Raw genomic sequence first — 13,765 nt, forward strand, 5'->3', positions numbered from 1 at the left:
ACAGCTCATGTTCACGGTGATCCCGAAGTCGCATCCCGCTGACAGCGATCTGATCCACGCCTTCATTAACCATTCGCTTGATGCCGGCGTGCAAGGCCGCATGGCTGCCGACGTGCTGAACGGCCCGGTCAATTCGAAGGCGGTGATTCCCGCCGAGAGCCGCGCGTTCGTGCCGAGTCCGAAGCAGATCGCCGAAAAGGCTGTCCTGCACGACGACAAGTCCCTCGCCGCGGTTCAAGCTGCGTGGATCAAGCGCTACACCGAGATCTTCGCAGCATGACCACGATGCCCGCGCTCTCCTCGCGGCGCGCTTCCGGTGCGCCGGACGAGCCGGCATCCGCCGCGCCCGGCGCCGCGTTGGCAAACGCGCGGCCGTGGTTGCTGCTGACGCCGATCCTCGTGTTTCTTGCTGTGCTCGCGGCGGCTGCGCTCGTGGTGTTGCGGATGAGTTTCGGCACCACCGGCAACGAGTGGCACGGCTTCACCTTGCAGAACTACGCGGATCTGGCCGACAGCTACTTCATGAAGTCGCTTTGGATCACGCTCAAGCTCGCGTTTCAGAGCATGGTCTACGCGGTGCTGCTGGCGATCCCGGTCGCGCTCGCGATGGCGCGCACCGAGTCGCGCCTCGCGCGGCGGCTGCTGTTGGCCGGCGTGCTGTTGCCGCTCCTCGTCAATCTGCTGTTGCAAGGCTATGGCTGGCTGGTGATTCTGGGTCCGGCCGGGTTGCTCAATCACGCACTGCTCGCAGCCCGGCTGATCGACCGGCCGGTGCTGTGGCTGTATCGCGAGCACGGCGTGTTGCTCGGCTTGATCCAGACTGCGTTTCCGCTGGCCGTGCTGCCGCTGTCGAGCGCGATGCGCGCCGTGTCACGCTCGTACGAAGAAGCCGCGGCGACGCTGGGTGCGACTCGCTGGCAAACCCTGCGCCACGTCCTGTTACCGCTCGCGATGCCCGGTCTGGTGTCGGGCGCACTGCTGGTGTTCGCCTACAACGCCAGCGCATTCGCCGTGCCGCTGCTGCTTGGCGGACGCCGTGTGCCGATGCTCGCCGTGCTGGTGCACGACCAGGTCGCGCCGCTTCTGAACTGGCCCGCCGCGTCGGCATCCGGCGTCGTGCTCATGGTCGCGACGCTGACCGTGATGACAATCTCGCAGCGCCTCGTGCGTCGCACGCAACATCTCGAGGAGACTTCCGCATGAGCACGCCCGCCGCTTCCCTCAGGTTGCGCTCGCCACGTTTGCCCACCACGATGCCGGGCCAGCTTGGCAAGCCCGCCGCGTTGCTCGCCGCGATCGTCCTGTTCCTCGCCGCGATGCCGATCCTGACGATGATCACGATGTCGTTCAGTGCCTCGGACACGCTCGAATTTCCACCGTCCGGCTACAGCCTGCAGTGGTATCGCGCGGCGTGGCACAACTTCGTCTCACCCGAGGCGAGCGATGCGTTGTCGATGGGCAGCGCGCTCAGTACCAGCCTGATCGTCGCCGTCTCGACGATGATCATCGCCACACTCGTCTCCGTGCCGGCCGCGTATGCATTGAGCCGTTATCGCTTTCGCGGCAAGTCGGCGGTCGAACAACTGGTTGCGCTGCCGCTCGTCTATCCGCTGGTGATGCTCGGGCTGTCGCTGCTACTGGTGTTTAACGTCCTGCCTGTCGAGCTGGGCGTGTTTCGCCTGATCATCGCGCATGTGATTCTCGCGCTGCCGTTCACGGTGAAGAACTGCGCGGCTTCGGTGGCCGCGATTGGCCCGGAGTTCGAGGAAGCCGCCTGCGTGATGGGCGCAAGCCCGCGCCGAGCGCTCTTTGACGTCGTGTTGCCGTTGATGCGTCCGGGCATCCTCGCCGGCATGTTGTTCGCCTTCATCATCTCGTTCAACGAATTCACGGTGACGTTCTTTCTCTACGGCATCAACACGATGACGCTGCCAGTGTGGCTGTATAGCCGCACCGTCTCGTCGCTCGATCCGACTGTGTTTTCGTTCGCGGTATTTATCGTCGCGATCGACTTCGCACTGATCTGGCTGCTCGAGAAGTTGATCGGCGATGAAGGCGTTGCTCTCTGATTCCGTTTTGATTGCGCTTCGATTCCGTGGCGATACTGGTTCAAGCAGGAAATCTTCATGACTCATTTGACATTGCAGGCCGTGACCAAGCGCTTTAATGCCGCGTATGCCGTCGACCACGTCGACCTGAGCGTGCCGGACGGCAAACTGGTTTGCTTCCTCGGCCCGTCGGGCTGCGGCAAGACCACTTTGCTGCGCATGATCGCGGGACTCGAAACGCCAAGCTCCGGCAGCATCAATTTTGCCGGCCGCGACATCACGCATCTGCCGGCCAACCAGCGCGACTTCGGCATGGTGTTTCAGTCGCTTGCGCTGTTTCCGCATATGACGGTTGCGCAGAACGTCGCGTATCCGCTGCGATTGCGCAAAACGGACAAGGCGGCGCAAAGCCGCCGCGTCACGGAACTGCTTGAGTTGATCCAGTTGCCGCATATGGCAAACCGGCAGGTCACCCAGCTATCCGGCGGCCAGCGTCAGCGCGTGGCGATTGCACGCGCGATTGCTTCATCGCCGAAACTGCTTTTGCTCGACGAACCGCTCTCCGCGCTCGACGCCAAGCTGCGCGAAGCGATGCAGGTCGAGATCCGTCTGCTGCAACAACGCCTGGGCATCACCACAATCATGGTCACGCACGACCAGCGCGAAGCAATGACGATGGCCGACGAAATCGTCGTCATGGAAAAGGGCCGTATTGCGCAGGTGGGCAAGCCGCTCGATATCTACCGCGATCCAGTCAGCGAGTTCGTCGCGGACTTTATCGGCCTGGGCAACATCCTGCCGGTCACCCACGATGGGCGCGGCGGTGTGAGCTTGCCTGGTGGCCAGCAGATCGTCGTCACCCAATCGGAGCGGAAAGCGGACGCCACCTCGGACGTCCGTCTGCTGATCCGTCCTGAAGACGTTTGCGTCAAGACCGCGTCGGCTGAAGCCGGCCCGAATCGGCTGAGCGGCACCGTGACTTTCATCCGCGACGTGGGCGCTTCGCTCGAAGCGACCATCGACTGTTCCGGTTTCTCACTGACAGTCGCAACGACGTCCCGGGAGACACCGGGTCTTGCTCTCGGCATGCCCGTACTTGCGGAATTGCCGGCTCACGCGTGCAAGCTGGTTGCCGCGCGCCAGATACATTGAATTCAACACAAAACTATCCATAGAGGAGCACACCATGAATGCTTTATCCCTTTCCAGCGTCGCGAATCGCCTTTTCGGCAACACGGTCTTTACGCTGTCGGTCACCTGCGGCGCTGTGCTGACGATGCTGGCGCCTGTTGCGCATGCCGATGCGCTCGATTCGATCGCCAAATCGGGTGTCGTTCGAATTGGCGTTTTCGAAGACTATCCGCCGTTCGGCTCGATCGGTCCTGATATGAAGCCGGTTGGCTACGACATCGAAATGGCCGACCTGATCGGCAAGGGGCTGAACGCGAAGGTGGAACTCGTTCAGGTGACGGGCGACAACCGCATGGCGTACCTCGCCGATCACAAGGCAGACATGCTGCTATCCGTCGGCCAAACGCCGGAGCGCGCGAAAGTGATCGATTTCTCGCAGCCCTACGCGCCGTATTACCTGGCCGTGTTCGGTCCGAAGAATCTGCCCGTCAAGAGCGCGGCAGACCTTGCAGGCAAGACCATCTCGGTTGCGCGCGGCACGCTTGAAGACCTGAGCATCTCAAAGGTTGCGCCGGCGAGCGCGACGATCAAACGATTCGACGATCCGAACGGCGCAATCTCGGCGTTTCTTTCTGGTCAGGTGCAGCTGATGGTGGTGGGCAACGACGTCGGCGCGACTATTCTCGCGCGCCACCCGGCCATTGAACCCGAGCAGAAATTCGAATTGTTCAGCTCGCCCGACCACGTTGGCCTGAATAAAAACGAAGTGCGACTGATGCAAAAGGTTGACGCGACGATTGATCACGCAAAGAAGGACGGCTCGCTGAACGCAATCTCGCAGAAGTGGCTGAAGACCTCGTTGCCGGCGAACCTGTGAGTACGTAATGAGTTATGCATTCAATTTCAGTGATCTGCACACTTACACAGAAGTCCTTGTGCGAGGTGTCGCGGTAACGCTGGGACTCACGGCAGTCTCGACGGTGCTCGGCGGCGTAGTTGGCGTTGCCGGTGCTGCCGTCGGTGCGGCTGGCCCTCGTTGGGCGCGTGCGCTCGTCGGGGCCTATGTCGAGTTGATCCGGAACACGCCGTTTCTGGTGCAGCTATTCTTCGTGTTCTTCGGATTGCCAGGGCTCGGTATTCATATCGACGAAATGCAGGCAGCGGTGCTCGCCATGACCGTCAACCTGGGCGCGTACGCGATTGAAATAGTCCGTGCGGGGATCGACTCGATTCCGCGCGGGCAGGTCCAGGCGGCGGTCGCGCTTGGCTTGCCTGGGCGGCAGGTGTTTCGCTATATCGTGCTGCCGCAGGCGCTCGCGAACGTGTTCCCCGCGTTACTCGGGCAAGTCATGATCGTCATGCTCGGATCCGCCGTCGTATCGCAAATCTCGGTGCCGGATCTCACTTACGCGGCCAACTTCATCCAGTCGCGCAACTTCCGGTCGTTTGAAATCTATCTGGTGATCACGGCGATCTATCTGGGCCTGGCAATCGTGTTGCGACGCATGTTGAACCAGCTTGGCTCCGGTCTCTTTGCGGGGCGTAAGCGATGAGCGATTTCACTCTATGGGACATTGCGCGCAATCTGATTATCGGCGCGCGCTGGACTGTCCTGCTTTCCTTTATCGCCTTTGTCGGCGGTGGGGCCGTTGGCATGGTGCTGCTGGCGATGCGCGTATCGAAAAGCACTGCGCTTCAGCACGGTGTTGCGTGGTATGTCGAACTCTTCCAGGGTACACCGCTGGTGCTGCAACTGTTTCTTGGTTTCTTCGGCCTGCCTTTGCTCGGCGTCGATGTGTCTCCGTGGAGCGCCGCAGCAGTGACGCTAACGCTCTATACGAGCGCTTATCTTGTCGACATCTGGCGAGGTTGCGTCGATGCCGTGCCGCGAGGCCAGTGGGGTGCGGGCGCCAGTCTCGGCATGACATATGGCCAGCAGCTGCGATACATCATTTGGCCCCAGGCGCTGCAGATCGCAGTGGCGCCGACCGTCGGGTTTCTGGTGCAAGTCGTTAAGAGCACTTCGTTGACGTCGATTATTGGCTTTGTCGAATTGACGAAGACGGGGTCGATGATCACCAATACAGCGTTTCGTCCGTTTCCGATTTATGGAATGGTTGCGGTGCTGTACTTCGCGATGTGTTTTCCACTGACCCGGTACGCCCGCTTGCTCGAAAACAGGTATCAGGTCGCGCGGCCCCGCTGATGTGGCCATCAGACGCGACCGACACACAGCGCTCAATAGAGCAGTGGATGCGGTGGCATAACGTTGACAGGTGTAGAAATGATTTCCATCAATGAAGTTTCGAAGTGGTACGGGCAGTTTCAGGTGTTGACCAACTGCACGACCGAAGTAAAGAAAGGTGAGGTGGTCGTGGTGTGCGGCCCGTCGGGTTCGGGCAAGTCGACGCTCATCAAGACGGTGAATGGCCTGGAACCGTTCCAGAACGGGCAGATTTCGATCAACGGCCAGTCAGTCGGTGACAAGAAGACCAATCTGTCGAAGTTGCGCGCGAAAGTCGGCATGGTGTTCCAGCATTTCGAGTTGTTCCCGCATCTGTCGATCACCCAGAACCTGACGCTTGCCCAGGTCAAGGTGCTGGGTCGTTCGAAGGATGAGGCGGCCGGGAAGGCGCTGAAACTGCTTGATCGAGTCGGCCTGCGTGCGCATGCGGACAAGTTTCCCGCGCAATTGTCCGGCGGTCAGCAACAACGTGTGGCGATTGCACGTGCTCTCTCGATGGACCCGATCGCGATGCTATTTGACGAGCCGACCTCGGCGCTCGACCCCGAGATGATCAACGAGGTGCTCGACGTGATGGTCGAACTCGCGCAGGAAGGCATGACGATGATGTGCGTCACGCACGAAATGGGTTTCGCAAAGAAGGTCGCGCACCGTGTGATCTTCATGGACAAAGGGCTGATTGTGGAAGACGACCGCAAGGAAGACTTCTTCGCCAATCCGAAGTCCGCTCGGGCCAAGGATTTTCTGGCGAAGATCCTGCACTAGTCAGGCTTTGTCACAGCGTCGCGCAACCGGGGCGCCGCGGGCGGGAAAGCGTTTAACAGCCAGGCCGCAAGCACACGGGCACAGAAAAATGAACTTGACGATTAGGGCGCGCCTTGGTGTTGCCATGCTGTTTCTGGGCGGGCTTCTGTTGCTCGTGGGAGCGCTTGGGCAGGTGGGCATGGATCAGGCAATCAGCGCAAATAGCCAGACTTACGCCGTTCAGTTGCCGGGTGCAATAGCCATTGCCAACGCGGACCTGTACTCGTCGCGCTCACGCACGGCACTCGATCGAGCGGCAATGGTTGTCGGTACGCCGCAAGTGGCCTCTTTCCTGAATACCTCACATTCCATGAGGGCGCTGTCTGACGAATGGTGGAAAAAATATCTCGATATGCCGCGTGATGCGGAAGAGAATCGTCTTGCGCAGAGTCTCGCCGCCAGACGAGGTGACATGCAACATGCGTTGGACGCGCTCGAGGTGGCGGTCCGGAGCAGCGATTACGGCAGGATAGGCGAGAGCGAGACCGCAGTCTCGGCGGTTGCCGCGGCGATGGGCGCGAGCGGCGATGCGCTGAAGCGATTCCAGGACGAGGCAGCGAAACAACGCAACGACGCCGCACAGAAGATGTTCAGGACATCCCGCCTCGTTAGTCTGGTAGCGATCACGCTGGGACTCGTAGCCGCCTGCTACGCCTGGTTTGCATTGGATCGGGCGATCGGACGGCCACTCGACATTGCGCTCGGCCACTTCAGCGACATCGCTGCCGGTGACCTGCGCAAGCTGGTCGTGGTGTCGTCGCGGGATGAAATGGGGCGCTTGCTGAATGGACTCGCAAAGATGCAACGCGGTCTCGTCGAGACGGTGAAAACCGTGCGCGCCGGCAGCGAGTCAATCGCGGCGGCGACACGGCAAATCGCGGCTGGCAACATCGATCTGTCGTCCCGTACCGAGCAGCAGGCGGCCTCGCTTGAAGAGACCGCGGCCGGCATGGACGAGCTGAGCGGCACGGTCAGACAGAATGCCGACAATGCGAATCAGGCCAGTGGGCTGGTGTCGAAAGCGTCTGAGATCGCGTACAGAGGCAACGAAGTGGTGAGCCGGGTCGTCGAGACGATGGCCGAGATAAGCCATAGCTCGACGAAGATCGTCGACATCATTGACATCATCGAAAGTATTGCGTTTCAAACCAATATTCTCGCGCTGAACGCTGCCGTGGAGGCGGCTCGCGCGGGCGAGCAAGGGCGCGGGTTCGCGGTGGTGGCAAGTGAGGTGCGCGGCCTTGCACAACGATCGTCGTCCGCGGCGAAGGAAATCAGGGAGTTGATCGGCGACTCGGTTCAGCGCGTGCAACGCGGCTCGCAACTAGCCGATCAGGCGGGCCAAACGATGAACGACATTATCGGGGCAGTGCAGCGCGTCACCGACATCATGGCCGAGATCGGCGCGGCGTCGATGGAACAGAGTATGGGGATAGATCAGGCTTCCCGCGCCGTCGTGCAGATGGACGAAGCGACGCAACAAAATGCTGCGCTCGTAGAGCAGGCCGCAGCTGCGGCGCAATCGCTGCAGGATCAAGCGCTCAAGTTGCAAGGCGCGGTCGCTGTGTTCCGTATTGACGCTTAGCATTCACTGAAGCCGTTACCCGAATTTACGAAGATCTGGTGGCCTGTATGGACGGGTTCTACGTTCTTGTACTTCCGGCGCAGGTGGGTGCGCATCAGCGCTGCGGACCCATCACACCATTTCAACTGCCGGGCGGAATTGGATTGCATGGCTTGCGGGCAAGTCCGCATCGCGTAATCCCATTTACCGGCGTATCTTGATAGCCTGCACGCGTTACGTCCGCCTGAGCGGCCGGCGGTGCGCGACGGCTGATTCCAAATTTCGTTTCTGGAACACCATGCGACGACTTCCACCCTTGAACGCGCTGCAGGTCTTCGAGACCGTCGCGCGGCACCGCAGCTTCACGCGCGCGGCGGAGCATCTGTGTCTGACGCAAGGCGCGGTCAGTCGGCAGATCCTCACACTTGAGGAATATTACAAGTTCCCGCTCTTTAAGCGGCACGCGAAGGGGCTCACGCTGACTGCAGAAGGTGAACTGCTGCTGCCGGCGGTGAAGGAAAGCTTCGCGCGAATCGAAGAGATCTCGCTGCGCCTCACCCGTCAGCGCACGGATCTCGCACTGAAGGTGCCGACCTGCGTCATGCGCTGGATGTTGCCGAAGATCATGCGCTTTCAAGGCGGCCACCCAGGCGTCCAGGTGCAAATCACGACGACATGGCAGCACGACGTCAATTTCGAGTCCGAGCCGTTCGATGCGGCGATCATTTATGGCTCGTCGCCCGGCGCCAACGTGCGTGCGGTGCCGCTCTTTGAAGAGCGGCTGACTCCCGTATGCGCGCCCGATCTTCTGAAAAACAAACCGCTCGCCAGCGCGGCCGACTTGATCGAGCACACGCTGCTGCATCCGACTCGCGATCATCGTGACTGGAAGCTATGGCTCGACCGTGTCGGCGCGCAGGCAATCGACGCCAACCTCGGCGCGAGCTTCGACACCCTCGATATGGCGACCAATGCCGCTATGCAGGGCTTTGGCGTTGCGATCAGCGACCTGACTCTGGTCGGTGAAGACATTGCGGCGAAGCGTCTGACGATGCCGTTCGATACCGTGATAGGGACAGGCTCGCGTTATTACCTGGTGTACCCCGAGTGCCTTGCGGACCAGCATAAGGTAAAGCTCTTTAGCGAGTGGATCGCGGAACATCGCGACGAATGAAATTGCATCGATAAGTGCTGACGTGAACATCCCGAAATCGTTATTTCACTTTCCTTTGAAGTACGTATAAATACGATCAGAGTCGTAGCGGATGGGACGGCCGGAACAATTCAAGTGGAGAAATCAATCGTGTCGGAATACTTTCAACCAATGGGCGGCAATGAGATGCCGCGCTGTGGCGGCATCGCAACTATGATGCGTCTGCCGAATGTTGCGTCGGCCGAAGGGCTCGACGCATGTTTCGTCGGCGTGCCATTTGATCTGGGGACGTCGAATCGCACCGGTGCGCGGTTCGGGCCGCGCCAGATTCGCAACGAATCGGTGCTGCTGCGGCCTTACAACATGGCAACGCGCGCCGCGCCATTTGATTCGCTGCAGGTCGCCGATATCGGCGATGTTGCGATCAATCCCTACAATCTTCTCGATTCGATCAAGCGCATCGAAGTGGCGTATGACGAGATTCTGCAGCACGGCACCAAGCCGATCACGCTCGGCGGCGACCACACGATCACGCTGCCGATCCTGCGGGCGATCCACCGCAAGCACGGCAAGGTTGGTCTGATTCACGTCGACGCGCACGCGGATGTCAACGACACGATGATGGGCGAAAAGATTGCGCATGGCACGCCGTTCCGCCGGGCGGCTGAAGAGGGCTTGCTGGACTGTGAGCGTGTCGTGCAGATTGGCCTGCGTGGCACCGGCTACGAGGCGGAAGATTTCGACTGGTGCCGTGACCAGGGCTTCCGGGTCGTGCAGGCTGAGGAGTGCTGGAACCGTTCTCTCGAACCACTGATGAAGGAAGTGCGGGAAAAAATCGGCGACGGTCCGGCTTACCTGACTTTCGATATCGACGGTATCGACCCCGCCTATGCGCCCGGCACTGGCACGCCGGAAATTGCCGGTCTCACTGTGCCGCAAGCTCTCGAGATTATTCGTGGTTGTTGGGGCCTGAATCTCGTGGGCGCTGACCTGGTCGAAGTTGCGCCGCCGTACGACCCGTTTGGCACCACCGCTTTGCTTGGCGCGAATCTCGCATACGAGATGCTCTGCGTTCTACCGCAGGTTAAGCGCCGTTAAGCCCGCCGCGCGAGGCCTCGAAGCAGAACTCGAACGGCGCTTGCATACCATCACGCGACGCTTATCGCGTCGCGTGATGCAGTGTGGCAGTTAAAACTTGTGACGAATTGCCAGGCGAAACACCAACTGGTTCGCCGTCGACGAAGCATCCGCTGCACCCGGCACATACGCGTGATCCAATGCGGTGCCAGTCTGGTCGCCAGCGACCTTCTGGTAAGCACCCTGAACATAGAAGTCTGTGCGCTTCGAGATGTTGTAGTCTGCCATCAGACCAACCGAGTGGATCTTCGGCTTGGCGCTACCCGACGACGCATCGTAGCTCTCCAACGTGTACACATATTGCGCACCAACAAAGAACGCCGGCGTGATCTGATACTTGCCGTTGATTTCGAAGTTCTGGAACTTGAGCGCGTTGAGTGTGCCGGTAGCTGGAAGGATCGACCCCGAGATGTAAGTCGTTGAGAGGGGCGAGGTGATGTCGGTGTTCGTGTACACGAAACCCGCAGTCGCCGACCCGAACGTATAGTTGATGCCACCGCCGAAAACGCGCAAGCGCTTGGCCAGGAAGTTCTCGTCTCCACCGTTATTGATTGCGCCACTCGCGCTCGACGAAGGATTATTAGCCTGCAAGTAAGCTGCAGCGACAAGCAGGCTGCCGTTCGCATATTGGCCGCCGATGCTGTATTGGCGGTTATTCGCGAAGTTCGTGTCGTTGCTGAAACTATACGTACCCCCTGCCTGGAATCCGGCGAAACTCGGGCTAGCGTATTTGACTGTGTTGTTCACACGGAACGAGTTATCTGTGTTGTCGTTGTCATACGGATGCGAGAACAGATAGCCGGCCCAGTTGCCGTTGGCGGTTGTTTGCGCGAGGTAGTCGACCAGCGAGTCATACTGGCGGCCCACCGTGACCGTACCGTACTTGTCGTTGGTCAAACCAACATAGGCCTGGCGGCCGAACATGAGGCCACCCTGGCCAAGTTTGCCGTTGTTGACGTTAAAACCGTTTTCCAGCTGGAAGATTGCCTTCAGACCGCCGCCCAGATCTTCCGAGCCCTTGAGGCCCCAGCGACTACCCTGCGCATAGCCGCTTTGCAGTTCGGAGAGCGATTTCCCACCGACGTTGTTCGTATAGTCGAAACCCTCGTCAACGAGTCCATACAGCGTGACGGTGTTTTGCGCCAGGACGGGTGCTGCGAATGCGGCGGACACCGCCAACGCGATGACTTGCTTCTTCATTAAGATCTCCTGCATTAATTAGTAATTCGTATCATATTTGTAGGGTTACATTCCGAAAAATGCAACGGACGTGATGCTGGCACACCGACCGCATGGCGTCTATTGGCGAAGACGCGAAAGTTGCAGTGCGTTGCTAAATGAATACGCCCACAACAGATAGTTTGCGTGATGGGGCGCGAGGCACCCGGACATGAAACGAGTCTGCTCTCTGAATTTAAGGGGGATTTCGAGTGTCTTCGTAGACGAACCAAAGTCATGATGCCGGCGCATGCTGCGCATGAAAATTTTTCGATGGTGACGCGGGGAGAGTTGACGTTTAATCGACGAACCGCATGAAAGCGTTTTGCGGAAGCAGGGCGTAGATCCTGATAGATGTGACGCGCCCGGTGGAGTCACCGTACATGCTCGGCATCCGCGTCACGTAGCCAAACACAAAGTAAAGGAGATCATCCATGAAGCAGCTGAAAAACTTGCTGGTATTCGCCTGCGCGTTCGCGTCTATGTCTGCGATGGCCACTGATGCGGGGGCGTTGCGCTTCGGCCTCGAAGCGCAATATCCGCCGTTCGAATCCAAGGGGCCGAACGGTAAGTTACAAGGTCTCGATATCGACATCGGCAATGCTGTCTGCGCAACCGCACATCTGACGTGCAATTGGGTCGAGACTTCGTTTGATGGCTTGATTCCCGCTCTTCAGGGCCGCAAGTTCGATGCGATCAATTCGGCAATGAATGCTACCGAGAAGCGCCGCCAGGCAATCGATTTCACGTCGGTGATTTATCGCGTGCCGACACGATTGATCGCGAAGAGCAGCAGCGGCCTGGAGTCGACACCCGAATCGCTGAAGGGGAAACGCGTCGGCGTCCTGCAGGCATCGATTCAGGAAACCTACGCGAAGGCGCATTGGGAAGGTGCGGACGTGAACGTCGTGTCGTATCAGGATCAGAACCAGATCTACGCGGACCTCGTTGCGGGGCGGCTCGATGCGACGCTCGTGCTCGCACCAGCAGGGCAGACTGGATTTCTGTCGCGTCAGGAAGGCAATGGGTTCGCGTTTGTCGGTGCACCAGTGCGTGACGACAAGATCCTGGGTAGTGGTATCGCGTTTGGTGTCCGCAAGGGAGACGCGGCGCTTCTCAACGAGTTGAATGCGGCGATCGCGAAAGTTCAGGACGACGGTACCGTGAAGAGACTGGCGCAGAAGTACTTCGGCACTGTCGACGTGTCGGCGAAGTAATCAGCCGGCGGCTTGAAGATGGATGCGACCGTGACGAATGACTGGATGCCGCTTAGCCAACGAAACACCGCGGACCTGCGACCCGCACGTCTGCGCGGAAGAAGAATGCATGCGCGTTGGCGGCGCCGTGCGAGGTCGCAGCACATGCGCTGCGGGCAGGATCGTTGAAGGCAGAGTTCCAGAGCGAGGCGTGACCGGCGCCTCGATAGCAAGATTTAACGGTTGAGATTGAATGCTTGGTTTGACGTCTCTGAATAGAATGCTGCGAAAGGGGAAGAGCCGTGCTGCGGGCGTTATTTGATCTCGATCTGCGGCTCGTTCGCGTTTTTGTTGCGGTTGCCGACGCGGGCGGCGTGACCATCGCGCAAGCGAAGCTCAACATCACCCAGCCGACCATTAGCACGCTGTTGTCCACGCTTGAGACGCGTCTTGGCTATCGACTGTGTGAGCGTGGCCGGAGCGGCTTCAAGCTCACTGACCAGGGCGAGCGCTTCCACGCGCTGTGCAAAACCTTCCTCACGACCGTCGACGAGTTCACTGCGGTAGCGAGGAACATGGATAAGGCACTGTCGGGCATGCTGAAAATCGGCCTGATCGGACACATGTCAATTAGCCAGAATGCACGGATCAGTGACGCGATTGCGCTCTTTCGACAGCGCGACGAAGCGGTGCACTTTTCGATGTCGGTCAAACCGCCAGGTGAGATTGAAGAGCATTTACTAAGCGGTGCGATTGAAATTGCGATCGGCTATTTTGGGCGTCGTGTACCGACGCTAGACTACACGCCGCTTTTCAACGAGCGCCAGCTTGCCTATTGCGGGCGCGGCCATTCGCTTTTTGGACGTGCCGGTAAGCTGGAGCCGGCGGAGGTCGCGAATTTCGACTGGGCCTGGCGTAGCTATCCGTTGCCGGAGGCGCAATTGCCCGCAACATCTGGCCGCGTTACTGCGCAGGCGGACAACATGGAGGCCGTTTCATTGCTGGTGCTGTCGGGCTGTCACCTAGGTTACCTCCCCGAACACTTTGCCGCGCCTTATGTTGCGCAAGGCTTGCTTGCCGCGCTCAATCCGCAGCAACTTGGCTACGAAGTGACGTTTTTGATGGTCACGCAAAAGCAGATCAGACAGCGTCCGATTGTCGACGCATTTGTCGAGGATCTGAAGCAGGCGCACATGGACTTAGGGCATGGTAGCGCTCGTGCGCATCGCGACGATGAATCAGTTTGCCGGCCGGCAAACCCTGTTCAGC

The 13,765-nt window shown here is 59.5% G+C and carries 11 protein-coding genes and 3 pseudogenes; 13 read left to right on the top strand and 1 reads right to left on the bottom strand.

Annotated features, from left to right (window positions below; all coding sequences use genetic code 11):
- From KHO31_RS33155 to speB, 11 genes and pseudogenes are all read left to right on the top strand, one after another.
- A pseudogene (locus tag KHO31_RS33155) lies at positions 1–280 on the top strand (ABC transporter substrate-binding protein); the annotation flags it as partial.
- Positions 277–1,203 (top strand): ABC transporter permease, encoded by a 927-nt coding sequence (locus tag KHO31_RS33160; RefSeq protein WP_201074211.1) that lies wholly within the window; start codon positions 277–279, stop codon positions 1,201–1,203. The pseudogene KHO31_RS33155 and the gene KHO31_RS33160, both read left to right, overlap by 4 nt.
- Positions 1,200–2,069, top strand: a complete 870-nt coding sequence (locus KHO31_RS33165) for an ABC transporter permease (RefSeq protein ID WP_201074213.1) — start codon at positions 1,200–1,202, stop codon at positions 2,067–2,069. The genes KHO31_RS33160 and KHO31_RS33165 overlap by 4 nt, the downstream gene beginning before the upstream one ends.
- Positions 2,070–2,126: 57 nt before the next feature.
- Entirely contained in the window at positions 2,127–3,200 is a 1,074-nt protein-coding gene (locus tag KHO31_RS33170; protein ID WP_211625244.1) for an ABC transporter ATP-binding protein, read from the top strand.
- A 34-nt stretch (positions 3,201–3,234) separates the two neighbouring features.
- Entirely contained in the window at positions 3,235–4,056 is an 822-nt protein-coding gene (locus KHO31_RS33175) for a transporter substrate-binding domain-containing protein (RefSeq protein WP_201074216.1), read from the top strand.
- A 7-nt stretch (positions 4,057–4,063) separates the two neighbouring features.
- Positions 4,064–4,723, top strand: a pseudogene (locus tag KHO31_RS33180) (amino acid ABC transporter permease); the annotation flags it as partial.
- A gap of 5 nt (positions 4,724–4,728) precedes the next feature.
- Positions 4,729–5,385, top strand: coding sequence for an amino acid ABC transporter permease (locus tag KHO31_RS33185; RefSeq protein WP_211625246.1), 657 nt, complete (start codon positions 4,729–4,731; stop codon positions 5,383–5,385).
- Between the two features lie 78 nt (positions 5,386–5,463).
- Positions 5,464–6,189 carry an amino acid ABC transporter ATP-binding protein gene (locus tag KHO31_RS33190; protein ID WP_211625248.1) on the top strand — a complete coding sequence of 242 codons (726 nt, stop codon included), beginning with the start codon at positions 5,464–5,466 and terminating at the stop codon, positions 6,187–6,189.
- Positions 6,190–6,277: 88 nt separating this feature from the next.
- A complete protein-coding gene (locus tag KHO31_RS33195; protein ID WP_201107787.1) occupies positions 6,278–7,813 on the top strand; it encodes a methyl-accepting chemotaxis protein in 1,536 nt (511 codons plus the stop codon).
- A gap of 277 nt (positions 7,814–8,090) precedes the next feature.
- On the top strand, positions 8,091–8,966 hold the full coding sequence (locus KHO31_RS33200; RefSeq protein ID WP_201074224.1) for a LysR substrate-binding domain-containing protein: 876 nt from the start codon (positions 8,091–8,093) through the stop codon (positions 8,964–8,966).
- Between the two features lie 150 nt (positions 8,967–9,116).
- A complete protein-coding gene (speB, locus tag KHO31_RS33205; RefSeq protein ID WP_201074339.1) occupies positions 9,117–10,043 on the top strand; it encodes an agmatinase in 927 nt (308 codons plus the stop codon).
- 90 nt (positions 10,044–10,133) lie between these two features.
- On the opposite strand, the gene KHO31_RS33210 is transcribed toward speB, so the two are convergent.
- Positions 10,134–11,282, bottom strand: coding sequence for a porin (locus tag KHO31_RS33210; protein ID WP_201074225.1), 1,149 nt, complete (start codon positions 11,280–11,282; stop codon positions 10,134–10,136).
- A 452-nt stretch (positions 11,283–11,734) separates the two neighbouring features.
- On the opposite strand from KHO31_RS33210, the gene KHO31_RS33215 reads away from it, so the two are divergent.
- Complete coding sequence (locus KHO31_RS33215) at positions 11,735–12,517, top strand: ABC transporter substrate-binding protein (protein ID WP_201074226.1); 783 nt, start codon at positions 11,735–11,737, stop codon at positions 12,515–12,517.
- Positions 12,518–12,798: 281 nt separating this feature from the next.
- Positions 12,799–13,689: pseudogene (locus KHO31_RS33220) on the top strand (LysR family transcriptional regulator); the annotation flags it as partial.
- Positions 13,690–13,765: the final 76 nt, after the last annotated feature.

It is taken from the genome of Paraburkholderia domus (assembly GCF_905220705.1).
Lineage (GTDB): Bacteria > Pseudomonadota > Gammaproteobacteria > Burkholderiales > Burkholderiaceae > Paraburkholderia > Paraburkholderia domus.